At 72.9% G+C, this 24807-nt stretch carries 25 protein-coding genes and 1 tRNA gene; 17 read left to right on the forward strand and 9 right to left on the reverse strand.

All coding sequences use genetic code 11. The features are described 5' to 3' along the window. Window positions 1-72 precede the first annotated feature (72 nt). The 5 genes from DMP15_RS03630 to DMP15_RS03650 all read left to right on the forward strand — a co-directional run bounded on the left by DMP15_RS03630 (window position 73) and on the right by DMP15_RS03650 (window position 3977). Window positions 73-798: a hypothetical protein gene (locus DMP15_RS03630; RefSeq protein WP_139282839.1), complete on the forward strand. Its 726-nt coding sequence runs from the start codon at window positions 73-75 to the stop codon at window positions 796-798. 127 nt (window positions 799-925) lie between these two features. After that, window positions 926-2200 carry an MFS transporter gene (locus DMP15_RS03635; protein WP_304580139.1) on the forward strand — a complete coding sequence of 425 codons (1275 nt, stop codon included), beginning with the start codon at window positions 926-928 and terminating at the stop codon, window positions 2198-2200. Further along, window positions 2197-3348 (forward strand): DNA polymerase III subunit delta', encoded by a 1152-nt coding sequence (locus tag DMP15_RS03640; RefSeq protein ID WP_073576015.1) that lies wholly within the window; start codon window positions 2197-2199, stop codon window positions 3346-3348. The genes DMP15_RS03635 and DMP15_RS03640 overlap by 4 nt, the downstream gene beginning before the upstream one ends. Next, complete coding sequence (locus tag DMP15_RS03645) at window positions 3341-3847, forward strand: 2'-5' RNA ligase family protein (protein WP_337825443.1); 507 nt, start codon at window positions 3341-3343, stop codon at window positions 3845-3847. The genes DMP15_RS03640 and DMP15_RS03645 overlap by 8 nt, the downstream gene beginning before the upstream one ends. Before the next feature lie 56 nt (window positions 3848-3903). Next, a tRNA-Thr gene (locus DMP15_RS03650) sits at window positions 3904-3977 on the forward strand. Window positions 3978-4242: 265 nt separating this feature from the next. On the opposite strand, the gene DMP15_RS03655 is transcribed toward DMP15_RS03650, so the two are convergent. The 5 genes from DMP15_RS03655 to DMP15_RS03675 all read right to left on the reverse strand — a co-directional run bounded on the left by DMP15_RS03655 (window position 4243) and on the right by DMP15_RS03675 (window position 9872). Beyond that, complete coding sequence (locus DMP15_RS03655; protein ID WP_073576013.1) at window positions 4243-5316, reverse strand: CdaR family transcriptional regulator; 1074 nt, start codon at window positions 5314-5316, stop codon at window positions 4243-4245. 51 nt (window positions 5317-5367) lie between these two features. After that, a complete protein-coding gene (locus DMP15_RS03660; RefSeq protein ID WP_174565876.1) occupies window positions 5368-6330 on the reverse strand; it encodes an alpha/beta hydrolase in 963 nt (320 codons plus the stop codon). A gap of 85 nt (window positions 6331-6415) precedes the next feature. Beyond that, entirely contained in the window at window positions 6416-7591 is a 1176-nt protein-coding gene (locus DMP15_RS03665; RefSeq protein WP_073576012.1) for a serine hydrolase domain-containing protein, read from the reverse strand. Between the two features lie 408 nt (window positions 7592-7999). Further along, window positions 8000-8179 (reverse strand): hypothetical protein, encoded by a 180-nt coding sequence (locus DMP15_RS03670; protein WP_073576011.1) that lies wholly within the window; start codon window positions 8177-8179, stop codon window positions 8000-8002. 106 nt (window positions 8180-8285) lie between these two features. Next, window positions 8286-9872: an AMP-dependent synthetase/ligase gene (locus DMP15_RS03675; RefSeq protein ID WP_337825444.1), complete on the reverse strand. Its 1587-nt coding sequence runs from the start codon at window positions 9870-9872 to the stop codon at window positions 8286-8288. Window positions 9873-9981: 109 nt separating this feature from the next. Between DMP15_RS03675 and DMP15_RS03680 the strand changes: the two genes are divergently transcribed. Continuing rightward, a complete protein-coding gene (locus DMP15_RS03680) occupies window positions 9982-10971 on the forward strand; it encodes an NADP-dependent oxidoreductase (RefSeq protein ID WP_202417518.1) in 990 nt (329 codons plus the stop codon). Here the strand turns inward: DMP15_RS03680 and DMP15_RS03685 are convergent. Then, window positions 10958-12157, reverse strand: coding sequence for a PucR family transcriptional regulator (locus DMP15_RS03685; RefSeq protein ID WP_337825445.1), 1200 nt, complete (start codon window positions 12155-12157; stop codon window positions 10958-10960). The two genes, DMP15_RS03680 and DMP15_RS03685, sit on opposite strands and share 14 nt — an antisense overlap. A 109-nt stretch (window positions 12158-12266) precedes the next feature. Between DMP15_RS03685 and DMP15_RS03690 the strand changes: the two genes are divergently transcribed. Together DMP15_RS03690 and DMP15_RS03695 are read left to right on the forward strand one after the other, a co-directional pair. Continuing rightward, window positions 12267-13283 (forward strand): polysaccharide deacetylase family protein, encoded by a 1017-nt coding sequence (locus DMP15_RS03690; protein WP_337825446.1) that lies wholly within the window; start codon window positions 12267-12269, stop codon window positions 13281-13283. After that, on the forward strand, window positions 13280-14050 hold the full coding sequence (locus DMP15_RS03695) for an SDR family oxidoreductase (protein WP_337825447.1): 771 nt from the start codon (window positions 13280-13282) through the stop codon (window positions 14048-14050). Before DMP15_RS03690 ends, DMP15_RS03695 begins: the two co-directional genes overlap by 4 nt. 391 nt (window positions 14051-14441) lie before the next feature. On the opposite strand, the gene DMP15_RS03700 is transcribed toward DMP15_RS03695, so the two are convergent. The 3 genes from DMP15_RS03700 to DMP15_RS03710 all read right to left on the reverse strand — a co-directional run bounded on the left by DMP15_RS03700 (window position 14442) and on the right by DMP15_RS03710 (window position 16365). Further along, a complete protein-coding gene (locus DMP15_RS03700) occupies window positions 14442-14909 on the reverse strand; it encodes a hypothetical protein (protein WP_337825448.1) in 468 nt (155 codons plus the stop codon). 448 nt (window positions 14910-15357) lie between these two features. Next, window positions 15358-15624 (reverse strand): metal-sensitive transcriptional regulator, encoded by a 267-nt coding sequence (locus DMP15_RS03705; protein WP_073576004.1) that lies wholly within the window; start codon window positions 15622-15624, stop codon window positions 15358-15360. A 102-nt stretch (window positions 15625-15726) separates the two neighbouring features. After that, window positions 15727-16365, reverse strand: a complete 639-nt coding sequence (locus DMP15_RS03710) for a TetR/AcrR family transcriptional regulator (protein ID WP_337825449.1) — start codon at window positions 16363-16365, stop codon at window positions 15727-15729. Between the two features lie 101 nt (window positions 16366-16466). Here DMP15_RS03710 and DMP15_RS03715 point away from each other — a divergent pair, with 101 nt between their 5' ends. From DMP15_RS03715 to DMP15_RS03755, 9 genes are all read left to right on the forward strand, one after another. Next, complete coding sequence (locus DMP15_RS03715) at window positions 16467-17048, forward strand: hypothetical protein (protein WP_337825450.1); 582 nt, start codon at window positions 16467-16469, stop codon at window positions 17046-17048. A 290-nt stretch (window positions 17049-17338) separates the two neighbouring features. Next, window positions 17339-17713, forward strand: a complete 375-nt coding sequence (locus DMP15_RS03720; RefSeq protein ID WP_073576002.1) for an ArsR/SmtB family transcription factor — start codon at window positions 17339-17341, stop codon at window positions 17711-17713. A gap of 31 nt (window positions 17714-17744) precedes the next feature. Then, window positions 17745-19178 carry a substrate-binding protein gene (locus DMP15_RS03725; protein WP_100878994.1) on the forward strand — a complete coding sequence of 478 codons (1434 nt, stop codon included), beginning with the start codon at window positions 17745-17747 and terminating at the stop codon, window positions 19176-19178. 125 nt (window positions 19179-19303) lie between these two features. Further along, window positions 19304-20848, forward strand: a complete 1545-nt coding sequence (locus tag DMP15_RS03730; RefSeq protein WP_337825451.1) for an amidase — start codon at window positions 19304-19306, stop codon at window positions 20846-20848. After that, window positions 20845-21549, forward strand: a complete 705-nt coding sequence (gene nthB, locus DMP15_RS03735; RefSeq protein WP_337825452.1) for a nitrile hydratase subunit beta — start codon at window positions 20845-20847, stop codon at window positions 21547-21549. Before DMP15_RS03730 ends, nthB begins: the two co-directional genes overlap by 4 nt. A 3-nt stretch (window positions 21550-21552) precedes the next feature. After that, window positions 21553-22185 carry a nitrile hydratase subunit alpha gene (nthA, locus tag DMP15_RS03740; RefSeq protein ID WP_100878991.1) on the forward strand — a complete coding sequence of 211 codons (633 nt, stop codon included), beginning with the start codon at window positions 21553-21555 and terminating at the stop codon, window positions 22183-22185. Further along, window positions 22182-22589: a nitrile hydratase accessory protein gene (locus DMP15_RS03745; protein ID WP_062398650.1), complete on the forward strand. Its 408-nt coding sequence runs from the start codon at window positions 22182-22184 to the stop codon at window positions 22587-22589. Before nthA ends, DMP15_RS03745 begins: the two co-directional genes overlap by 4 nt. Before the next feature lie 519 nt (window positions 22590-23108). Further along, a complete protein-coding gene (locus DMP15_RS03750) occupies window positions 23109-24056 on the forward strand; it encodes a manganese catalase family protein (RefSeq protein WP_073575997.1) in 948 nt (315 codons plus the stop codon). 254 nt (window positions 24057-24310) lie between these two features. Further along, window positions 24311-24658, forward strand: coding sequence for a hypothetical protein (locus tag DMP15_RS03755; RefSeq protein WP_062398646.1), 348 nt, complete (start codon window positions 24311-24313; stop codon window positions 24656-24658). Window positions 24659-24807: the final 149 nt, after the last annotated feature.

Genomic DNA, 24807 nt, shown 5'->3' on the forward strand with positions numbered 1-24807 from the left:
GGCCGGGCGGCACCGCGCGCCATACCCCGTCGGAACGAGGCATCACCGCTGGTCGCGGCCTAGCATGCCGTCATGGCCGTGCGGTGGAGGAGCAGGCGTCCCGCGCCGGCGCCCGCCGACGACGGGCGCTGGGGCGTGGCGCGGCTGGTCGCCGAGCGCGAGGCGGATCGGCTCGCCCGGGAGCGGGGTGACCGCCCCGCGGGTTCCGCCGTGTCACGGCCCGTGTCCGACGGGATCCGGCCCGCGTCCGGCGTGGAGCAGGGGCCCGGTGCCCCGGCTGCCCGCCCGGCCGCTGTGGACGGCACCGCCGCCCCCGAGCGGGTCGCCCCCGTGGAGGCCCCCGACCCCGACCCGTCGGCGGAGGAGGAGCGGCCCGCTGCGCGCGAGCCCGACATCGACGGCCCCACCCAGCGGACCCTGACCGCGGTCCGGCGCCGCAGGCCCGGCCCCGCCGCCATCCCCACCCCGGACGACGACGCGGGCGACCCGGTCCCCGGCCCCCGCCGCCCGGTGACGCCCACCCCGTCGTCGCCGGTCCCGCCCGCGCCCCGGCGGTCGCCGACCGGCCCGGTGCCCCGGCTGCCCGCCCCGCGTCGCCCCCGCGCGGACGGCGACGAGCCCGTCGGCACGGTCTACCGGCCGCCCGCGGTGTCCGCCCGGCCCCCGGTCGACCTCGACAACGGCCTGCTCGGCTTCTCGCGGCTGACCCGCGGCCGGGTCGGGGCCCGGGTGTTCACGATCGTCTTCGTCCTGATCTACCTGGTGATCCTCGTCCAGACGCTGTCCACCATCGTCTGAGGCAGCGCGTCCGCTGTCGGTCGCCCGGTCTAGCCTGAAGATCCGCACGCCGTGCCGGGTGAGGAGGAGGTGAGCCGCGATCACGACCCCGTCGTCGACGTCGCACCGCCTGACGTCGGTCCTCGCGATCCCCGCCTTCCGCAGGCTCTGGTCGGTCACCGCGGTCACCGCGACCGGCGAGTGGCTGGCGCTGCTGGCGCTCACGTCGCTGGCCACCCACCTCACCGCGGGCGCCGGGTTCACCGCGCAGAGCTTCGCGCTCGGGGGCGTCGTCGCGACCAAACTGGTGCCGTCGCTGCTGTTCGGGCCGCTCGCCGGGGTGCTCGCCGACCGCTTCGACCGGCGCAAGGTCATGGTGACCTGTGACCTCACGAAGTTCGTGCTGCTGCTGTCGATCCCGTTCGTCGGGCAGCTGTGGTGGCTGCTGGTCGTGACCCTGCTCCTCGAGCTGTGCACCATGTTCTGGATCCCGGCGAAGGACGCGGCGGTCCCGAACCTGCTGCGCAGCCCGGCCCAGATGGAGAGTGCGGCGCAGCTGAGCCTGCTGGTGACCTACGGCGTCGCCGTCGTCGGGGGTGCGGGGCTCTTCGCGCTGGTCAGCAAGGTCGGCCCGCTGTTCGGCGCGGACCAGGCGACCACCGTCTACGCGGCGCTGTGCGTCAACGGGTTCGCGTTCCTGGTCTCGGCGCTGGTCGTGTACTTCGCGATCCCGGAGATCTCCGGCCGGGCCACCGAGGCCGAGCGGCGGCACGCCCCGCCGTCGATGCTGTTCCTGCTGCGCGACGGCTACACCTTCGTCGTCCGCACCCCCCTCGTGCGCGGGCTGGTCGTCGGGATCATCGGCGCGTTCACCGCGGGCGGCGCCGTGATCGCGACGGCCAAGCTCTACGCGTCGAGCCTCGGCGGCGGGGATGCGGCGTACTCGATCCTGTTCGCGTCGGTGTTCGCCGGTCTCGCCGCGGGCATGGCCGTCGGTCCGGTGCTGGCCCGGCGGGTGCCGCACCGGCGGCTGTTCGGCAGCGCGATCATCGGGGCCGGGGGGTCGTTGGTCGTCGTGGCGGTGGCGGTGCACCTGTTCATGGCGATCGCCGCGGTGCTGTGCGTGGGTGCGTTCGCCGGGGTCGCGTTCCTGACCGGGCTCACGGTCATCGGCACCGAGGTCGCCGACGGGATCCGTGGTCGGGTCAACGCGTTCGTCCAGTCCCTGGTGCGGCTGGTGCTGCTGGGGGCGATGTCGGTGGTGCCGGTCGTCGTCGGCGTCGTGGCGACGCGGACGGTGACCGTGGGCGACACCGCGCTGCTGGTCGACGGCACACGGTTCGTCCTCGCCGGCGGGGGCGTCCTGGCGGCGGTGGTCGGCGTCGTCGCGCGCCGGCAGATGACGGAGGAGGGGGCGTCGTGAGCGTGTGGGACGACGTGGTGGGCCAGCCCGCCGCCGTCGCCGAGCTGGACGGGGCGGCGTCGGACCCGACGGCGATGACCCACGCCTGGCTGTTCACCGGCCCGCCCGGCTCCGGCCGGTCGAACGCCGCACGCGCCTTCGCGGCCGCGCTGCAGTGCCGCTACCACGGCTGCGGCGAGTGCGCGGCCTGCCGGACCGTCATGGCGGGCACCCACTCCGACGTCCGCGAGATCGTCCCCGAGGGGCTGTCCATCTCGGTCGCCGAGATGCGCTCGCTCGTCCAGCTCGCCGCCCGGAAGCCCGCCACCGGGACCTGGCAGATCGTGATCATCGCCGACGCCGACCGGCTCACCGAGGGCGCGTCGAACGCGCTGCTCAAGGCGGTCGAGGAGCCGGCGCCCGAGACGGTGTTCCTGCTGTGCGCGCCGTCGGACCACCCCGACGACGTGCCCGTCACCATCCGGTCGCGCTGCCGGATGGTGCACCTGCGCAGTCCGGCGCCCGAGGCCGTCGCCGGGGTGCTGCGCGACCGCGACGGCATCGACCCGGACCAGGCGCAGTGGGCGGCGTCGGTGTGCGGCGGCCACGTCGGCCGCGCGCGGCGCCTCGCCCGCGACCCGCAGGCCCGCGCCCGGCGCGAGGAGATCCTCGGCGTGCCCACGAAGCTCCGCCGCCTCGGCGACGCGTTCTTCCACGCCGACGTGCTGATCCGCGCGGCCGAGGCCGAGGCCGACGAGCTGCGGTCCTCCCGCGACGAGTCCGAGCGCGAGGAGCTGGCCGTCGCGATGGGCGCCGGCGGCACGGGCAAGGGCGCCGCGTCGGCGGCGCGCTCGGCGAAGGCGGCCGAGCGGGACCTGGAGAAGCGCCAGAAGAGCCGGGCCACCCGGACCCAGCGGGACGCGCTCGACCGCGCCCTGGTCGACCTCGCCGGCTTCTACCGGGACGCGATCGTCGCCGCGACCGGCGCGACGGTGCCGCTGACCAACCCGGACCGCGACCGCGAGATCAGGGTCGCCGCCGCCGAGTGGGGCCCGGAGTCGAGCCTGCGTCGCCTGGAGGCGGTGCTCGCCTGCCGCGACGCGCTGGAGCAGAACGTGAAGCCGCGGATCGCCGTCGAGGCCATGATGACGGCCCTGCACCGTGGATGACCGGCCGCTGATCCTCACGGCCCTGCTCGACGACGCCACGCAGGCCCGGTTCGACGACCTGCGCGAACGGCACTTCCCGGCCGGGCGCAACCACCTCGCCGCGCACCTGACCCTGTTCCACGCCCTGCCCGGCGACGCCGCCGCCGAACTCGCCACCGACCTCACCGCCGCGACCGACCGCGCCCCGATGACCGCCCGCGTCACCGGCCTGCGGCTCCTCGGCCGCGGGGTCGCGTTCACCCTCGACTGCCCCGAGCTGACCGCGCTGCGCCGCGGCGTCGCCGAGCGGTGGCGGCCGCGCCTCACCCGGCAGGACGCCGGGAAGGCCGACCTGCACGTGACCGTCCAGAACAAGGTCACCCCGGCCGCGGCCCGGGCGCTGCACGACGACCTGGCCGCCGGGTTCACCCCGTGGGACGCCGGCGTCCCCGGCCTCGCGCTCTGGCGTTACGACGGCGGGCCGTGGGAGCCGGGGCCGCGTTTCCCCTTCTCCGGATGACCGGTGGGGGCTTGTGAGGGGGCGGGAGCGCGGTCGCTACACTTGCTTCGCACCACGCCGCCTTAGCTCAGTCGGTTAGAGCGACGCACTCGTAATGCGTAGGTCTGGGGTTCGACTCCCCAAGGCGGCTCGTTTTCGCAGGTCAGATCGCGCTTATGGATCTTTCCTGTCCGCTTTCGTGGCTCGTGGCCTCTCTCAGGCGGGTTCTTGCCGGTCAGCTGCCTGCGACGTGGCCTCCACGCGTGTGTGCGTCGGTCGGGTGCACCTCCTTGCTCATGGTTCTCTGTCCACAGCGGGCGCGGCTGTCCGACATTGATCGTTGCTTCCGATCGTCGGCGGTGATCACCGACATCGGTGGGACGGCGGAGCCACCCACACCGTCGTCGGGCGCTTCGTTATCGGAGTGGGGTGGGCGACGACGGTGTGGTCGGGGCGGGGAGGTCCAGAACGCGGGAGTGGCGTAGTCGCCAGACCAGTGAAGCGAGTCCGAATCGGGTTCGTCCGATGCCGTTGTCGAGGGGGTCGTAACCCAGTTCGGCGATGATCGTGTCGAGCCGGGTCTGCAACGTGCTGTGGTGGACTCCGGCGTTCCGCGCCGCCTGGCGTACGGAGCTGGTTCGCACGAGTGCGTCGACGGTGACCGAACCCCACGGGTGGGACATGATCGCGTCCAGGGAGTCGACGTCGGGCAGGTCGCTGTCCAGGGGGAGGTCGGCGAGTAGGCCGACCAGGCCGCCGTAGTCGTCGGCGAGGACCGACGGTGCGACCTCGGGATCGCACAGACGCAGGGCGACCACCGCCGTGCGGAACGACCTGTGCAGGTGGTCGACGTCGGTGGCCGGCCCGGTTCCGATCGGCCGTGCCGGGACGGGCGCGTGGTCGTGGGGTACGACCAGGGCGTGGATCGATCCGTAGGGGGTCGCGACGACGTCCTCGGCGCCGGACGGGTGCTCGTCCCACACCGCGAACAACGGCGCCGCGATGACGCGGTATCGCGCGGTGGACACGAGATTGAGTCGGGCCGCGGCAAGACGGCGGGTCTCGGTCGGGACGGTCGGGTCGAGCAGCAGGCCGAGATCGCGGCGGCCGTCGATCTCTCGTCGGCCTCCTCCGAGGCGGATGCGGACGGCCAGCGCGAGGCGTTCGAGGACGATCGCGTCGTTCGCATGCGGCTCGCCGTCGCGCTCGATCCACACGGTCAACCCCTCGGCCGTGATGGCCGAGCAGCTCCCTGGCGTCGGCTGCCCGTCGTCGGGGGCCACGATCTCGCCGCGCGGGCTGACCCGGAGCGACCGCGGGGGGAGATCGCTCTGGTAGCCGGCGTTGCACCCGGAGAGGGAGGCGGCCGCACTCAGCAGTGCTCGGGTGTTGACGTTGCCGATGATCAGTTCGTCGAAGCAGGCGATGACCCGCAGACCGAGGCTCGCCTGCGGGTCGAGCGCCGAGATCCGACCGAGGAGTTCTTGCACGGGCGCCTCCCGACGACTGGTGGGTGCAGTCTAGTGGCGTGGGTCACCGGATCAGTCCGCGAGGATCTTCTCGACCCAGGTGTCCCGCGTCCGGACCATGCCTCGGGCGACGACGGTGTGCGGGGCGAAGATGTCGAACGCGTGGAACCCGCCGGACCAGACGTGCAGCTCGGCGTCGCCACCGGCGGTCCAGAGGCCGTCGGCGTAGGCGATCGCCTCGTCGCGGAAGATCTCGGCGGCGCCGACGTCGATGAAGGCGGGCGGGAGCCGGGACAGGTCCGTCGCCCGGGCCGGGGCCGCGTACGGGGAGACGTCCGGCCCACCGCGCGCCTCGCCGAGCAGCGCGGACCAGCCGGTCTCGTTGCTGACGCGGTCCCAGACCCCGACGCCGTCGAACTGGCCGGTGGAGGCGGTGACGCCGCGGTCGTCGAGCATCGGGTAGTCGAGGACCTGGCCGCACAGGGCTGGGCCGTCGCGATCCCGCGCCGCGAGCGCCATCCCGGCCGCGAGCCCACCACCAGAACTGGCCCCGGCCACCATGAGCCGGTCGTGGCGGATGCCCAACTGCCCAGCCGTCGCCGCCGCCCACTCCAGCGCGGCGTAGCAGTCCTCTCTGGGGAAGGGGTCCGGGAACTCCGGCGCGAGCCGGTACTCGACGGCGACCAGGACTGCGCCGAGGTTGTCGACCCAGTCGAGCACCAGGTCAGCTCCACTGAAGCGGTCGCCGAACATCAGCCCACCGGAGTGGACGAAGACGATGCCGGGCCGGGGGGAGCCGGCTCGGGTGGGGCGCAGCACCGACACCTGGATCGGCTCGCCTCGATGACCGGCGATCGTGTGCTCGCTGCGTGTGATCGCGCGTCCCCGCAGGGTGTCGTCGATCGGCGGGGAGGCATAAGACCGCCGCATGAACGCGATCAGGTTCGGGGTGATGGTCGGCGGGAACACACCACCGACCACGGCGAGGCCGGCCTTCAGCTCCGGGTCGAACTCCGGCCGGGCTCTGGACGACACAGGCTCCTCCGACAGGGTGCGGCGGCAAGGCGACGACGACCGCCGCGACGCTGCCGGCGAGTGCAGCGTCGCGGCGGGTCGGCGATCACAGCGAAGCGTAGAGGGCGGCCTCGAAATCCCCGTAGAGCTTCCACGCCTCGTGCTCGGTGATGAACGGCAGCGAGTTCGTGTAGATCGACGCACAGATGCCGGTTGTGCGGTCGATGAAGAAATGGGTGTTGAACAGCCCGGCCCACGCGCCCGTCCCGGCCCGCCGGGCGCCGGGGACGTCCTGGGTGTTGATCAGCAGCCCGTAGCCCCACGTCCACCCTTCACCGAGCTTCAGCGTGTCGGTGATCGGAGCGTCTGCCGTCCTGATCTCCGTCGGCATCGGAGCGCCGTCGAGCTGGTCGGTGAACGCCGCGTCCACGGTCTCCCGGCTCAGGATCCGTACACCGTCCAGCTCACCGCCGCGCAGCAACGCCCTCTCGAAGCGGATGTAGTCACGCGGGGTCGAGTGCAGACCGTGGCCACCCGCCCACCACTGCGGGTCGTCGGGCAAGACGTTGCCCGCCGAGATCCACTTGCCGTCCTCGCCCTTGACGTGCACGGGCGTCTTGTTCGCCTGACGTGCCTCGTCGAGAGCGAACATCGTGTCGTCCATGCCGAGCGGACCGGTGATGTTCTCCTTGATCACCACGTCGAGGGTCGAGCCGGCGACGGCTTCGATGACGCGGCCGAGCCAGTCGGTGTTGATGCCGTACTCGAACTTCGTGCCGGGGTCGGCGACCAGTGGCGCCTTGAACGCGGCCATATCTCCTGGCACCACGTTGGGGATGCCGGTGACCTGCTCGTACTTGACCAGGTCCTCGTTCCAGAACCAGTACGTCAGTCCCGAGGTGTGGGTGATCAGCTGCTTGACGGTGGCCTTCGACTTCGGTGCGCGTAGGCGCGGGGTGTCACCGTCGAAGCCGTCGAGGACCTGCAGCTCGGCGAAGTCGGGAACGTAGCGCTCGACCGGGGCCGAGAGATCGAGTTCACCGCGCTCCACCTGCTGCAGCGCGGCCACGGTGGCGATCATCTTGGTCATCGACATGATGCGGAAATGGGTCGACGTCGACACAGGCTTCGCACCGGCGTCGTCGAGCCGAACTCCGGCGGCCCCCTCGTAGAACACGCCGTCGACGTCCGCGGCGATCGCGGCCACGTGCGGTACGGCACCGGCGTCCACTGCCCCCTGCAGCACCTGGTCGATGCGGGATCCTTCAATGTTCTTCGACACGGAACCTCCGTTGGCTCAGATCTGGTCGCCGATGCCCGATAGGCCTGCGGGACGCCTTCCGACGACGGTCTCGAGTGTGGTCGGAACCACATCAGTTGGTAACCGACGGCGCGACGAGAATCTCGACCTGTCGCCCGCCATGTGGCGGTCCGGCGCCGGCCGGCAGGTCGACCACGGCCGACCACAGGGACGCGGGGTCCCGGTCCGGCGAGAACTCGATTCCGTGTGGCCTCCTTCATGGCCTCCAACGCAGGCGCACGGAGGTGTGCGGTGCGCACGATGAACCGCGCGACGTGCACGAACGGACTCGGCGAGGACGGTGTGTCCGGTGACACGAGTTCTCGTAACGCGTAGGTCTGGGGTTCGACTCCCCAAGGCGGCTCTGTTCACACAGCGCACCGGCCTCATCTACAGGCTGTCGGAATACCCGTGAAGGGCGTTGCGGCACGGCACGAGGCTCCACGACGGCCAGCCCCCGTCGAGATCGCGGACGATCACGTTGAGCCGGTCCCGCCACGGGGCGAGGTAGGCGACCGAGGTGCCGTCCGGTGAGATCCGCGCGCCGATGCGGGCGGGTGGTGCGGACACCGTCCAGTCGAATCCGTGTCGTCGCGGCCGGGTCGAGTCGACCCGGTGTGAGGTTCGACCGGCCGCCGGCCGGCACCGGTCGACCGGCGGCCGTACCGGAGCCGGGTCAGACCCGATTCGCCCCACCGTCGGCGTAGAGCTCGTCGACGACGGCGCGGTGGCTCCGCTCGACTGCCGCACGCCGCAGTTTGAGCGTCGGGGTGAGCTCGCCGGAGTCACCGGTCCAGGCGCGCGGCAGGACGGCGTGGGCCCGGACCCGCTCGGCCTTGCCGAGCTTCCGGTTCGCGGAGTCGAGCTCCGCCTCGAGCAGCGTGCGGGTCCGTGGGTCGGCGACGACCTGCTCGGGAGCACCGTGCAGCCCGTGGAGGGCGAGCTCGGTGAAATCGGGCACGACGAGGGCGACGAGGAAGGGCCGTCCGTCGCCGACGACGAGGACCTGGTCGACCAGGGACGACTCCGCGAGGATGTCCTCGATCCGGCTGGGCGAGATGTTCTCCCCGCCCGCGGTGACGATGAGGTCCTTCTTGCGGCCCGTGACCCTGAGGAACCCGCCCCGCCACTCCCCCAGGTCCCCGGTCCGGAACCACCCGTCGGTGAACGAGTCCGCCGTGGCCTGCGGATCGCCGCGGTAGCCGCGGGCGAGGTGGGGTCCGTGCACGAGGATCTCGCCGTCGTCGTCGATTCGGACGGCGGTGCCGGGGAGCGGGCGGCCGACCGTCCCGGCCCGGTCCCGGTAGGCGTCGCCCGGCCCGGTGTAGGTCGCGACGGCGGTGGTCTCGCTCAGACCCCAGAGGTCGTGCAGGGGGAGCCCGACCGAGGCGAAGAACTCGTGGGTCGAGGTCGGTAGCGGCGCCGACCCCGTGATCAGCCACTGCGCGCCGTCGAGCCCGAACCGGGGGGCCAGCTGCTCCTGGCCGGCGCCGTCGCGGAGCAGGTCGCGCATCTGCCGTTCGATGCGCTGCCAGATCCGGGGCACCGAGGTGAACAGCCGCGGCCGGACCTGCCGGAGGACGTCGAACAGCGTGGCCGGGTCGGCCACGGTCGTCACGCTCGTGCCGCCGACCAGCGCGGCGTAATGGCCGATCACCCGGTCGACGATGTGCGCGTGGGGGAGGTAGGAGACCGTCGCGCCGCCCTCCAGCCCGACGACGGAGTCCAGGGCGCGGAGCTGGAAGACGATCGCTGCGTGGGTGAGCTCCACGCCCTTGGGCCTCCCGGTCGTCCCCGAGGTGAAGATCAGGGTCGCGACGTCGTCCGGATCCGGCTCGTGGGGGACGAACGCGGGATCGGCCGGCAGCCGGTCCAGCTCGTCGACGGTGACGACCGGGACACCGGCCGGGACGTGGCCCGCCCGCAGCAGGTCGGGATCGGCGACCAGCAGCCGGGCGCCCGCCCGGGCGACGAGCTCGGCGGACTCCGGAGGGGGTGCGGTGACGTACAGGGAGAACGGTGTCGCGCCGGCCATCAGCGCCGCGAGGTCGCTGAGCTGCCACTCCGGCCGGTTCCCGACCAGGAGCGCGACGGTGTCGCCCGGGCGGACCCCGAGGGCACTGAACGCGGACGCGAGCCGGACCGCCCGCCCGGCGTACTCGCGCCGGGTCCAGTGCACCGCGCCGTCGCCCGAGCGGAGTGCGACGGCGTCCGGATCGGCGGTCACGTGGGCGTCGAAGGCGGAGAGCAGGGTGTCCGGCATCCACCGGACGCTAGGTACGCCGGGATCGTCCGCCCAGATGCCCGGGCACCACCGCACGGTGGTGCCCGGCACCATGGCCGGCTCCCGGTGTCGCCCCCAGCCTGGGGAGGTGCCTCATTCCGTCGTTCTCGCCCAGCGGCCCCACGGCCGGATCCGGAGCTCCGACTTCGCGCAGGTCGACGTCGACCGACGGCCCTGTCCCGAGGGTGGGGTCCGGGCACGGACCCGCCACCTCAGCATCGACCCGGCCATCCGCGGCTGGCTCGACGACCGCCCGAGCTACCTCCCGCCGGTCGGGGTGGGCGAGGTCGTCCGCTCGCTCGGTATCGCCGTGGTCGAGGAGTCCCGGCATCCGGGCCTCGCTCCGGGGGACGTGCTCCGCGGGTTCACCGGCTGGCAGGAGGAGGTGCTGATCGAGGACCCGCAGCGGTGGGACCGGCTCCCCGACGCCTCGACCGCACGGCTGGGCGTCCTCGGTATGACGGGCCTGACGGCGTGGGTGGGCATGGGGGACATCTGCGCGCCGCGTGCGGGGGAGACGGTGTTCGTGTCCGCCGCCGCCGGCGCGGTCGGTTCGACCGCGGTCCAGCTGGCCCGGCTCGCAGGGGCGCGCGTCGTCGCGAGTGCGGGCGGCCCGCGCAAGTGCGCGCTGCTCACCGGCACCCTCGGTGTCGACGCGGTCGTCGACCACCGGGCCGACGACTGGGCGGACCAGCTCCGCGACGCGACCCCGGACGGGGTGGACGCGGTGTTCGAGAACGTCGGCGGACCGCTGATGGAGGCCGTCCTGGACCGGATGAACAACGGGGGCCGGATGGCGCTGTGCGGCCTGATCGCCGGGTACAACGACGTCGTCCGGCCCCCGGGGCCGCGGAACTTCGGCCTGCTGGTGACCAAGCGCATCCGGGCCGAGGGGTTCATCGTGGTCGATCACGCCGACCGTGCGGCGCAGTGCGAGGCCGAGCTCGGAGCGCAGGTCGAGGCGGGCAGGCTGCGTGCGTTCGAGACGGTGGTGGAGGGCTTCGACAACGTCGTCGGGACGTTCGTCGACTCCTTCGGCGGCGACCACGTGGGGAAACTGGTGGTCAGCCTCGGGTGAGGGGCGCGAGCTCGACCGCGACCCGCAGCACCGCGGACCTCGGATCCACCGGCACCGGGAGCAGCGCCGCGACCCGTTCGAGCCGCTTCACGACGGTGTTGGGGTGCACGGTGAGCCTGCGGGCCGTGCGGGTCGGGCTGCCCAGCTCGGCCAGCCAGATCCGCAGGGTCTGCAGGAGCTCGGTGTGGGCGGGGTCGGCGAGAGGGCCGAGCAGGGCTCCCGCCCAGGGCGCGGCGAGATCGGGGTCACCGTCGGCCAGGGCCAGCACCACGACGTCGTCGAACCGGACCAGCGGGCCGTCGACCCGGTGCGTGGCGAGCCGGTGTGCCTGCGCCGCCTCCCGGTGCGAGGCACGGAACCCGGCGATCCCCCGGTGCAGGCTGCCGAGGGCCAGCCGTAGTCCCGACGTGCCGGACGTCCAGTCCTCGACCTCGCCACCGGAGAACCAGCCGTGGACGGCCGTGGGGCCGTCCGGGACCGCGACGAGCTGACGGGGACGGGCGAGGGCGCGCAGCCGGGCGACCGCACTGTCGAGCTCGGCGGAGGTGGCGTGCGGACCCCAGATCACGAAGGCGGTGTGGGTGTCCGCGAAGCGGTAGCCCAGGCGCGCCTCGGCCGCTCCGGCCTCCGCGGTTCCCGCGAGCACGTCGGCGAGCACCGCCCGGAGGTCGGAGGCGTCGCGCTGACGCAGGAGCTCGCGCTCCTGGACGTAGGCCGCGGTCGCGGAGGCGCAGGCGGTGCGCAGGTAGCGGAAGAGCCGGTCCAGCACGGTCTCGAGGGCGTCGGCCCTGCGGGCGTCGGGCACGGCGGTCTCGCGCAGGTGCGCCGCGAAGGTCGCGACGATCACGTCCGCGGCGGCGTCGTAGGCGAGGACCAGGTCGGCCAGGTCGGTCCCGGCCCTGGCCCGGCGGCGGGCCCAGCGTTCCGCAGGCCGGCCCAGCTGTATCCGCACCCCGGGCGTCGCCGACCGTGCCGCATCCCGCAGCAGCGGCACGTGGGAGTCCAGGGCCTCGCGGAGCAGACGACGGTCCGTGTCGTCGCGCGCCACCGCGGGCGTGGCGGCGACGACGGCGTCGTACATGTCCTCGACGATGCGGGCGGTGCACTGGTCGAGCCAGGTGACGAACTCCGCGGCAGGTGGGTGCGACGGCGTCGTCGGCCCGGCTCCGGTCCCGGAGCTCGGCATGGGCGCATCGTAGGGCCGTCCGCGGCCCACCCGGGTGTGCCGGGACCACACCGGGCGGTGTGCGCCGGACGGGTCGCGGGGGTCCGGCGGCGCCCCCCACGCTCGACCCATGACCGACACCACCGCGCTCAGCGACGAGAGCGGACGCGCGCAGGAGCCGCTGCGGCTCGCCGTCACGCTCGACGACCCGTTCATGTGGAGAGGCGCCGGCTTCCCTGCCGGCTACGACCCCGACGTCGTGCTCGGCCGGCTGTGCGACGCGTTCGAGCGGTACCGGGTCCCGGAGGTGTACGCGTTCACCTCCACCGCGCCGGTCGAGGACCACCCGCAGTGGCTCTCGGCGCTCGACCGCTGGACCGCGCGCGGCCACCACGTCGCGGCGCACACCCACTCGCACGCCAGTCTCAACTGGACCGACGTCCCGTCCTACGTCGCCGATCTCGACCGCAACCTCGAGCTGCTCGAACCGTGGCTGGCGAAGGCTCCCACCCGGTACTTCCGCTACGCCTTCGACATGTGGGGCGACACGCGGGACAAGACCGACCGGGTGCAGACCCACCTCGCCCGTCGTGGCCTCCTGCCCGCACCGATCACCCACTGGTTCTACGACGTGCAGTTCCTCGTGGCCTACCTGCGCACCCTGAGCACCGGCGACACCGAGGCCGCGGCCTGGGTGCGACGCCGGTTCGCCGAGACGGCGGTAGACGCGCTCCTCAACCAGGCCGCTGCCGCCCGGGAGGTCTTCGGACGGCAGCCCGCGCACATCGCGCTCGTCCACGGCACCCCGATCGCCGCCGACGCCTACGCCGAGGTCCTCGCCGGCTACGCGGCCGCCGGCGTCCGGTTCATCACGCTGGAGGAGGCGATGAGCGACCCGGCGAACCAGATCGTGCCCCCGACGGTGACCCGGTACTTCCGCAACTCCACGCAGAAGTGGGCCGAGCACGCGGGGATCGGCGTCGCCGACACGCCGCCACGCATCCTGAACGACGTGCAGCGCTGCTGCCCGGTCGAGGGGATGACCGAGTCCGATCTGCTCGGCCCGGCCCTCGTCGCCGCGGCCCTGGCCGTCGGCTCCGAGCCGGTGGCGACCGACCTGGACTGGAACCCGGCGGTGGACGCATGACGGACCTGTTCGACGTCACCGGCCGGACGGTCGTCGTCACCGGCGGGACCCGGGGCATCGGTGCGATGGTCGCCGAGGGTCTGCTCGACGCCGGGGCCCGGGTCCTGGTGACCTCCCGCAAGGCCGACGCGTGCCGGGCGGCGGGCGAACGGCTCGGCTGCCCCGCGGTGCCCGCGGACGTGAGTACGCCCGAGGGGATCGCCGCCGTGCGCGACGGCGTGGACACGGAGTTCGGCGGGTCCCTCGACGTGCTGGTCAACAACGCGGGCGTGAGCTGGGGCGCCCCGCTCGACACCTTTCCCCGCAAGGGATGGGACCGCGTGCTGAGCACCAACGTCGTCGGCCTGTTCGAGCTCACCACGGCGCTGCTGCCGGCGCTGCGCCGCGCGGCGAGCGCCGAGCACCCGGCACGGGTGGTGAACATCGGCTCGGTCGACGGGCTGCGGGTACCGGTGTTCGAGAACTACTCCTACTCGGCGAGCAAGGCCGCGGTGCACATGATGACCCGCCATCTCGCCGCCGTCCTCGCGCCCGATCGGGTACTCGTCAACGCGGTCGCACCGGGTGCGTTCCCGAGTGACATGACGGCCGCGGCGCTCGCGTCGGATTCCGGTCGGGCGCTGCTGGAGAAGGCCGTTCCGCTCCGGCGGCTCGGCTCCGCGGACGACATCGTCGGCGCCATCCGCTACCTCGCCTCGCCCGCCGCGTCGTACGTCACCGGCGTCGTCCTGCCGGTGGACGGTGGTATCGCGGGGTGCAGCGCCTGACAGCGGCACTGACGAGGCGAGTCCACGGGGGTGACCGGGCCGACGTGCGCAGCGGCCTGACGGCACGGATCAGCACACGGGGACGGGGCGCAGGGCCCTGGCCAGCTCCACGATGTCGCCGCGGCCCGGTCGCGCGGCCCACCGGCCGCGGACGGTGAGGCAGTGGCGCGCCGCCCGGTCCCGCAGGGCCTGCCCGTACGAGCCGGCCCGGTCCGCACCCGAGGTCCGGGTCGGTCCGGTGCACCGCCGCACCACGTCGATGTCCGTGGGGTCGGGGCCGGCCCGCCAGCGCGCCGGATCGAGCAGCTGCAGCGACCCGGGGGGTGGTCGACCTCGAGGGACTCCCCGCTCGGCAGGTCGTCGACGAGGGTGGCCCGCGGTGCGGGGCGCATCACCGGTCCCCAGTCAGCGCCGCGTGTGCCGAGCGGAGGACGTAGACCAGGGCGGACGTGCCGGCGAACACGGCGACCAGCAGGAGCCAGGCCGTGGCGTAGGGCTGCTGGTCGAAGCCCGTCGCCGCCAGATGAGTCTCCTCGCCCTGGCGGATGATGCCGGGCAGGAAGACGAGCAGCGTGAGCCCGGACGCCAGGAGCGGCAACCGGACGTGGTTGACGAGCGGGATCCGTCCGTGGCGGTGCAGCCGTCCGGAGACGGTGGTCAGTGCGCGGTCCACTGCGGAGTAGAGCGGGAACAGGACGACGTCGTGCACGAGGGCCACCCCGACGAACCAGACGAGGATGCGGAGCGCAGAGGGGTCGTCGAGCAGCAGCAGCGCTGCGTAGCCGGCCACGGCGAAGCCTGCGACGAGGAGGAGCAGGTGGCCCGGCCCGGCACCGTAGACGCTCGTGAAGCGCGTCATCAGGCCTCCCGGAAGTCGATGGAGCGGACCCATTTCGTGCAGTGCACGCCGGGGGTGGAGGGGGGTGGCCAACGGCCCGGCCACCGGCCCTCGGACTCGTCCTGATCCCGGTCGTGCTGGCGAAGCTGTGGTCGGTCCTGCCGGCCCTGTTCGTGTTCCCGCCGGTCCGCAGCGCTCCGCCAGGCGGTGCACGCGGTCCGGACGGCGATCGAGGCCGAGGCGCTCGTCGACGGCTGAGCGGCGCCGGGGCCACTCGGGCGACGAGCGCGGGGGAGGCGGCGTCGCCAGGCGCCGCCGCCGGCCGGGAGCTCGCAGCCCCCGCCCGTCCCGGTGCCGCGCCGCGGCATGTGGGCATCCGCGGCGACCAGGTGCGAAGGGCCGGTCCGGCTCGATGGACAGGCGAATCGTCGGTACGGCGGGGGACGGGGGCATGCGTGCTCGGCCGGGGTCAGGCGAGCGACAGGAACAGGCGCTCCATCTCGGCCATGTCGACCGACTGCTCGCCCTCGGCGCTCTCGGTCACGCACTGCCGGAGCCCGGTGGCGATGATCTTGAAGCCGGCCTTGTCGAGGGCGCGGGACGCCGCCGCCAGCTGGGTCACGACGTCCTTGCAGTCGCGGCCGTCCTCGATCATGCGGATGACGCCGGCGATCTGACCCTCCACGCGACGCAGGCGGCTGACCACGTCGGTGAGTTCTGTGGCTTTGACCTGCATGGAGGCTCCCTCGTCTCGTGCCGGCCCGCGGGCGGCGTGGTCCCTGTGTGGACCACGGTACCCCCAGGGGTACCCCGGCGGATGTGATGCCGGCACAGGTGCTCAGTGCAGCAGCGTGAGCAGTCCTTCGAGTCCGCGGTGGAACGCGTCGCCGACGTGGGTCGTCCCGTCGATGTCGGCGCCGGACATCGCCCCGTCGCGCATCATCAGGAAGTGCTGGGCCGCGTGGTCCGGCCGCCCGCGTCGCGGCGAGGAGCCGAAGACCTGCGCGAACAGGTCGGTGAGGGTGGCGACGTACCAGGCGCGGTGCTCGGCGACGACCCGGCGGACGGGGTCCTCGGGATCGGGGAACTCGGCGGCGGCCTTCAGGAACGCGCATCCCCGGAATTCCGGCCGGGACAGGTCGTCGACCAGGGCGGTGCCGATCGCGCGGACGGCGCCGTCCGGGGTGGCCGCGGACCCGGCGGCCTCCTGCAGGGCGGCGCGGGTGTGGGCGTCGACGCCGCGCAGGTAGGCGACGACGAGCGCCTCCTTCGACGGGAAGTGCCGGTAGAACGTGGCGCGCGTCGTCGGGGTCTCGGCGACGATCCGCTCGACCCCGACCGCCCGGATGCCCTCGCGGTAGAACAGCCCGCCGGCTGTCGCGAGCAGCCGCTCACGCGCCTCGGAGCGTCCCGGCCCGGTCGACGCCGGGGTAGTGCCGGTGCTGTCCGCGGTGGTGTCGGACGTCGTGCGGATCACCTGTGCAGGTTAGCAGAAAGAACGATCGGTCTTGCAGATCGTGACGCCCACTGCCATGCTCGACATAGCAAGGAAGAACGGTCTTTCTACTTGGAGGCGTCATGGCAGGCACCCACACCACCGACCGGACGGCGAACGGTCCGCCCTCCGCGCAGGGCGACGCGCCCGCCCTGCGGCGGCTCTACCTGGTGCGTTCCGGGTTCGCGTCGGTCTGGGCGGTCCTGCTGTTCCTGAACGCGTCGGACATCGGCCCGTCGACCGCGGCGCTGCTCGTGCTCTACCCGCTGTTCGACGTGGCCGCCGCCGTGGTCGACGCCCGCTCGTCCCGGGCGACCGGGGCGGCCCCGGGCCTGTACGTCAACGTCGTCCTGAGTGCGCTCGCCGCGGCCGGACTCGCCGTCGCCCTCGCCTCGGGCGTGCCGGCGGTGCTGCGGGTGTGGGGCGCCTGGGCGGTCGTCGCGGGGATCGTGCAGCTCGTCGTCGCGCTGCGGCGCCGACGGCTGGGCGGGCAGGGCGCGATGATCGCCAGCGGGTCCCTGTCGGTGGTCGCGGGCACCTCGTTCGTCGTCATGGCGTCGGGCGCGGGGGCGTCGCTGTCGGGTGTCGCCGGCTACGCCCTGCTCGGCGGCGTCTTCTTCCTCGCCTCGGCGCTGCGGCTCGGCCGCGTGGCGGGGAGTCGCTGACCGGGTCCCCGGCGACCACGACGTCGAGCGGGCCGGAGCCGACGAGGAGAACCGTCGGTGTGTCTGATGCCGACGACCGGGACGACCCGGTCGCTCTCGGTCGTCCCGGCCGTCGGCGGGCTGCTGGTCCTGCGCCGGACGCGGACGCCCGCCGCCTGATCCGCCCGGTGCGCCCGGGCTGCCGTCGGTCCGCCCCGGCCTGTGCGCGGAGGAGGCCGTCGGGGCGCTGGTGACGCCCGCGTGACGGTGTCACACCCGACGAACGGGCCGTCCGCGTTAGACTCGGCATCATGTCATCGGATCCTGACGCGTCGGCCGGGGCCGTCCGGGACGCCGGCCCCGCCTTCGACGCGCTCGCCGATCCCGTCCGCCGCCGCATCCTGGCCGTGCTCTCCGAGCACGACGAGGTCAGCGCGGGCGACCTGGCCGACCACATCACCTCGGTCGGCCGCACGGCCGTCTCCACCCATCTGCGGGTGCTCCGCGTCGCGGGGCTCATCACCGAGCGCCGTTCCGGCCGGTACCGCTACTACTCCATCGAGCCCGGTGGTGCGGCCGCCGACGTCATTGCGCTGCTGCGCACCCTGTTCCAGTCCTCGCTCGGCGAGGTGGGCTCCGCCGTGGAGAGCCGTCCCGCGACGGACCGGGAGGGCGCGACCGGATGACCGGACCCTCCGTGCCGGGAGACTGACCCCCATGGGGACGATCGCGCTCGCGGTGGAGGAGTTCGTCGCCGCCGACCCGGCGGTCGTCTTCGGACGTTTCGGGCGCGACTCCGGCGCAGGCTGGCTGTTCGGTGCGGCGTGCGACCGGGTCGCGGTGGGCGAGCCGGTCACCCTGCGGGCGCCCATCGCCGGCGGGCCGCCGGTCGACGTGCTCGGCCGGATCAGCGAGCTCCGCGGACCGCGCACCATCACGATCACCCACGACCAGCCCTGGCGGGGCCGCATCCGGCTGCGGTTCACCCCCGCACCCGGCGGCACCCGGATCCGGCTCGACGCCGGGATCGACGAGCGCGGTCTGGAGTGGCTGATGCGCCGGCGCGGTCACCCGGTCCGCGACCACGCCGTCACGGGGCCGCGCATCGGGGTCCTCACCAGCCGGTCCGGCTCGGGTGGGCTGTTCGCCTCGGCGGTGGCGAACGTGGCCACGCTCGCCGTCGAGGAGATCAACGCGGCGGGCGGGGTCGGCGGCAGGCCGGTGGACCTGCTGGAGGCCGACGACGCCACCGACCCCGGCACCGGGGCGCTGGAGGCGCTGCGGCTGGCCCGGGCCGGCTGCCGGACGATCTTCCTGACGACGACGTCGGCCACCTACCACGCCGTGTCGACCGCCCTGACCGGCCGCGACGTGCTCGTCGTGCACACCAACATGAACGAGGGCGGCGGCGAGTCCCGGCTGCGGATCCGGCTGGGCGAGCGGCCCGCGACCCAGCTCGTGACGGCGGCGGGACCGGTCATGCGGGCAGCCGGTGGACGTCGCTGGTTCCTGGCGGGCAACGACTACGTGTGGCCCCGTGCGGTCAACGCCGCCGCGCGGGAGGTGCTCCCGGCGCACGGCGCGGTGCTGGTCGGCGAGGGCTACGCCACGCTCGGGGCCCGGGACTTCGCCCCGCTGGTCGAGCGGATCGCCGCCTCGGGCGCCGACATCGTGCTCAACACGTTCGTGGGCGCCGACGCCGCCGCGTTCGAGCGTCAGTGCCACGCAATGGGTCTGCGCGACCGGACCGTCAGCCTCGGCCCCGCGATGGACGAGGCCACCCTGGAGCGGATCGGACTGCACGCTTCCCAGGGGATCCACGGTGTCTCCGGCTACTTCCAGCACCTGCAGACCGAGCGCAACGGGTCGCTCCTGAAGCGCTACCGGGCCCGCTTCGGCCAGTGGGCGGCGCCGCTGTCGTCGTTGTCGGAGTCGATGTTCGAGGCGATCCACGTGTGGGCCGCCGCGGCCCGCGCCGTCCGCTCGACCGAGCCGGTGCCCGTCGCCGACGAGATCCGGTCCGGCCGCTACGACCTCCCGCGGGGCACCCTGGCGCTCGACGGCCACCACCACGTCGAGCAGCCGCTGCACCTCGCGGCCGCCCGCGGCGCGACCTTCGGCTCGATGAACGACAGCGAGGGACGGTCGTGAATACGCGCGTGTAACAGAGGTGGGACGAGTGTGTCAGACCTCGTGTCAATGCGTCTGTATTGATTGACATGTGCAGACATGAACTCTAGCTTTCTCGCATCCCCCGATGTGAGGAGCACCACCTGATGGCGATTCCACCCCCTGATGCCGCTCGTCTGGCGGCGTTGAACGAGCACTACGCGTTCGGTCTGTCCGAGGCGGAGTTGGCCGAGTTCGGTCCGGCGGTGGCTGCGACGCTGGCGTCCTCGGAGCGGGTCGAGGAGCTCTATCGGGCGTCGGCGCCGCAGGCCCCGCAGCGGGAGTGGTCCGAGCCGGCGGACAACCCGCTGGGTGGCTGGTACGTGACCACGTCGGTGACCGCTGCGGCGGAGGGCCCGTTGGCCGGGCGGACCGTGGCGCTCAAGGACAACATCGCGTTGGCCGGGGTCCCGATGACCAACGGGTCGGCCACGGTGGAGGGCTTCGTGCCCTCCCGTGACGCGACGGTCGCGACTCGGCTGCTGGCCGCCGGGGCGACGATCACCGGTAAGGCGATGTGTGAGGACCTGTGTTTCTCCGGGGGCAGTTTCACCTCCCGGCCGTGGCCGGTGGGCAACCCCTGGGACCCGACCCGTATCTCGGGTGGGTCCTCGTCGGGTAGTGCGGCGCTGGTCGGGTCCGGGGCGGTCGACATGGCCGTGGGTGGTGACCAGGGCGGCTCGATCCGTATGCCGTCGGCGTTCTCGGGCACGGTCGGGCACAAGCCCACCCACGGCCTGGTGCCCTACACCGGTGCGTTCCCCATCGAGGCCACGATCGACCATCTGGGCCCGATCACCCGCACGGTGTCCGACGCCGCACTGATGCTGGGTGTGATCGCCGGGGTGGACGGGCTCGATGTGCGTCAGCCCACCGAGCTCGAGCCGGTCGACTACCTGGCTGCCTTGGAGCGGTCGGCAGGCGGGTTGCGGGTCGGGATCGTGACCGAGGGCTTCGCCCGCCCGGAGAGCGACCCGGCCGTGGACGAGGCCGTGCGTGCGGCGATCGGGACGCTGACCGATGCGGGTCTGGTCGCCGAGGAGGTCTCGATCCCCTGGCACCTGGACGCGATGGCGGTCTGGAACGTCATCGGGACCGAGGGAGCCGCGCACCAGATGATCGACGGCAACGCCTACGGCATGAACTACCCGGGTCTCTACGACCCGGAGCTGATCGCGCACTACCACCGCGGGCGTCACGCCCGCGGGTCGGAGCTGTCCAAGACCGTCAAGCTCGTCGGCCTCTCGGGTGGTTACACCTTCGCCCACGCGGGAGGTGCCTACTACGGGATGGCCCGCAACCTGGCCTTCGAGGTGCGAGCGGCCTACGACGCGGCCCTGACCGGCTACGACGTGCTGGTCATGCCGACCGTGCCCTACACCGCGCCCGAGCTGCTCGGGCTCGACGCCGATCTGGACAGCTACCTGCCGACCGCGCTGGGGATGATCGGCAACTGTGCCCCGTTCGACGTGTCCGGGCACCCGGCCGCGTCGGTCCCGGCCGGGCTCGTGAACGGGCTCCCGACCGGTCTGATGATCGTGGGCCGGCGATTCGACGACGCGACCGTGTTGCGGGTCGCGCACACCTTCGAGCAGGCCGTCGGCGGCTTCCCCGCTCCGCCTGCCCTCACCACCGTGGGAGGACGGCAGTGAACGGAGTCTTCGATCTCGGCGGCACCGACGGGCTGGGCAAGGTCGAGAACGACCACATGTCCGAGCCCGTGTTCCGTGCCGACTGGGAGAAGCGCGCCTTCTCCATGTTCGCGCAGAGCGCCCGCGCCGGGCTGTTCAACGTGGACCAGTTCCGGCACGGCATCGAGAAGATGGACCCTGCCGAGTACCTGATCTCGAACTACTACGAGCACTGGGTCCACACGGTCGAGCACTACGCCGAGGCCGCGGGCGTGCTGGACCCGGCCGAGCTGGAGGCGCGGACCCGGCACTACCTGGAGAACCCCGACGCCCCGCTGCCCGAGCGGGCGACCGACACCGAGATCGTCGAGTTCGTCGACTGGGCGGTCACCAACGGGTTCCCGGCCCACCGCGAGTCGGACAAGGTCGCGCACTTCTCCGTCGGCGACGAAGTCGTCATCTCCTCCGAGAGCCCCTACGGCCACACCCGCCGGGCCCGCTACATCCGCGGCCGCCGCGGCGTGATCAGCGCGGCCCACGGCACCTACCTCTACCCCGACACCGCCGGCAACGGGCTCGGCGACTGCCCCGAGCACCTCTACACCGTCCGCTTCGACGCCACCGAGCTGTGGGGCGCCGAGTACGCGGACCCGAACGGCGTCAACTACTTCGACGTGTGGGAGCCGTACCTCTCGCCCGTCCCTGCCACCCAGGGAGCCTGACCCATGACCGCGAAGCCCACCGACACCCCGCTCCGCACGCAGGAGGAGATCACCGCCCGGGTCAAGGCCCTGGAGTCGCTGCTGATCGAGAAGGGCGTGATGACCACCGCGGCGGTCGACCGCCTCGCCGAGGTCTACGAGAACGAGGTCGGCCCGCAGCTGGGGGCGAAGGTCGTCGCCAAGGCGTGGACCGACCCGGAGTTCAAGGCGCGCCTGCTGGAGGACGCCTCCGCCGCCTGCCGCGAGCTCGGGGTCGGCGGCCTGCAGGGCGAGGAGATGGTCGCCGTCGAGAACACCGACGACGTCCACCACGTCATCGTCTGCACGCTGTGCTCGTGCTACCCGTGGCCGGTGCTCGGGCTGCCCCCGAACTGGTACAAGGCGCCGCCGTTCCGTGCCCGCATCGTGCGTGAGCCCCGGAAGGTGCTGGCCGAGGACTTCGACCTGCCGCTGCCGGACAGCGTCGAGATCCGGGTGTGGGACTCCAGCTCCGAGCTGCGGTACTGGGTGCTGCCACAGCGCCCGGCCGGCAGCGAGCACCTCTCCGAGGACGAGCTGGCCGCGCTGGTCACCCGGGACTCGATGATCGGCGTCGGCACGGCGAAGCCGGTCGTCACCCAGGCGGCACGCGGATGAGCGCCGGGGTCCGGACGGACGCCACCGAGCTGGGCGACGCCCGCCGCCGGATCGAGAAGCTCGTCTGCGACATGCCCGGGGCGGACAAGCCGTTCACCGAGCCGTGGGAGCTGCGGGCCTTCGCCATGGCGGTCGCCGCGTACCACGAGGGCCACTACGAGTGGAGCGAGTTCCAGCTCTCCCTGGTCGAGGCGATCAAGGCCTGGGAGAACGGCGACGGCGGCGAGCCCTGGAGCTACTACCAGCACTGGCTGGACGCGCTCGAGCACACGCTCGCCGCGAGCGGGGCCCTGTCCGACTCCGTCGCGCTCGACGACCGCACCCGCCAGGTGCTGGCCACGCCGCGCAACGCGAACCACCACGAGGCACGACGCGAGCCGGTCGCGATCGACCCGGCCCGCTGAACGACGCGTGCGGGACCGGTCCGCGCTCCCCGCGGGCCGGTCCCGCACGTCCTTCCCGACACCCCGATCGGAGGCGGCGCCGTGGACCTGCTGGTCGACCTGGCCGAACGCGCGGTGCTCCGGCACGGCCTCGCCACCGCCGCCACGATCGACCGCTGGTAGGACCACCACGCCGACGAGGTCGGCCCCCGCGCCGTGCCCGTGCGGTCGCCCGGATCCGGACCGGCACGGGGCGGCCGGACACCGCGGACGCGGCGCACCACGATCCGGTCGGACTCGGCCCGCGTCCACCACCTGGTCGTGCCGGGTGCGTCGGCGGTGCACATACGCACCCGGCCGACCTGGAGGGACGTGTCAGCCGGGCGGCGCTCCGGGGGCTCGCTCCCGCCCGGCGTCCCGGGGAGCGCGCGGGTGTGGACCCACGGGGTCCGGGTAGGCCGGGTCCGACGGCTTCAACCCCGCAGGCCGTGTCCACGACCCCCGGAGGGGGTCGCACCCCACAGCCACGAGGTGTCACCCGTGTTCCTGCATGTCCAGCGACTGTTGAACGAGATCGTCCCCGACGAGCCCGACCCCGCCGCGGCGAATGCGCTGCAGGAGGGGCTGGGCGGCCAGTTCGGCGAGATGCGCACGATGATGCAGTACCTGTTCCAGAGCTTCAACTTCCGCGGTCCGGACGGGAAACCCTTCCGTGACCTGCTCTACGGCGTCGGCACCGAGGAGATCGGGCACGTCGAGCTGATCGCCACCACGATCGCCCGGCTCACCGACGGCTCGCCCCGCTACCAGGGCAGCGCGACCGACGACATGGACACGCCCGGTGCAGGCGGGGCGACCCCGCTGAGCGCGGCCCTGACCGAGGGCAACATCCACCACTACCTGGTGGGGGCCCAGGGGGCACTGCCGGTCGACGCGCAGGGTGACCCGTGGACGGGCAAGTACGTCTACGACAGCGGCAACCTGCCGCTCAACCTGCTCTACAACCTCATGCTCGAGTCGACCGGCCGGCTGCAGAAGTGCCGGCTCTACGAGATGACGGCGAACAAGACGGCGCGCTCGACGATCGCGTACCTGATCGTGCGCGACCAGGCCCACGAGAACGCCTACGCCAAGGCGCTCGAGGCGCTCGGGGTCAACTGGAACACGTTGCTGCCGATCCCGAAGACGAACGCCGAGAAGTTCCCCGAGGTGGCGACGCTGCTGGAGCAGGGTCTGCAGAGCAAGCAGTACACGTTCAGCCTCGACCAGCTCTCCGAGGCCGGGAAGCTCTACCGCGGTCCGTCGCCGTCGAACGACGGGACGACGCTGTCGACCGCGCAGGCGCCCGACGGCGTCCCGATGGACATCGCCGTCGAGCGGCCCGAGGAGTTCGGACCGGGACTCGACCCGGAGCTGCTGGCGATGGTCCAGGCCGTCGCCGAGATGGAGGCCGACGAGCCCGCAGGTCAGTGGGGTCGCGTCGGCTGACGCACGTCCGAGCAGACGGGGCGGGGCCGGGCGCGGTTCCGCCCCGTCGTCGTGCAGAATCGCCGACTCGGCGACGACACCATATCGTGTGAATATCTGACGCTCGGTGATTGTTCCCCACGATGGTGTTCTGAGCTTGATGGGCACCTTTCCCGCCATTACGGTTCTTCTCAGCCGGTTCGGGCTCCCCCCTTTGTCGTCGGGCCGGCACGTGCCCGGATCCGAATGGATCCGTGACTCACCAGGAGAAGACTGTGCAGAAGAAGAAGGCCGGTTTCGTCGCCGCCGTGTCCGCCGTTGCCCTGATCGGCCTGTCGCCGCTGGCGTTCGCCGGCTCGGACAGCGTCATCGACAAGGACGCCAAGGGCCTCGTCGCGGGTGCCAACGGCAACAACGCCCAGGTCCCGGTCCAGGCGTGCAACAACAACGTGCCGGTCAACGTCCTGGGTGTCCAGGTTCCGGTCGAGGACGCCGCTGCGGGCAACGGCCTGACCGGTGCCGCCGGCATCGCGGGCAAGGGCAAGGCCGTGTCGGGCGACTCCGCCACCGACCAGTCCGACACCTGCGGCCAGGAGGCCGGCGCGGGCGACTCGGTCAACTGACCGACTCCTCGTCGCTGACGTGCCCCGGGACCCTCGCGGTCCCGGGGCACGTCCGTGTCCGGGGCAGGGTCGCATGACCACCCGCCGTGGTCGTCGTCGCCGGTCCCGGTGCGGCTCCGGGTGGTTCGCCCCGATCGCATTCGACCCGA

Origin of the sequence: Pseudonocardia sp. UM4_GMWB1 (genome assembly GCF_017312155.1) — a bacterium.
In the GTDB taxonomy this organism is placed as follows: domain Bacteria; phylum Actinomycetota; class Actinomycetes; order Mycobacteriales; family Pseudonocardiaceae; genus Pseudonocardia; species Pseudonocardia alni.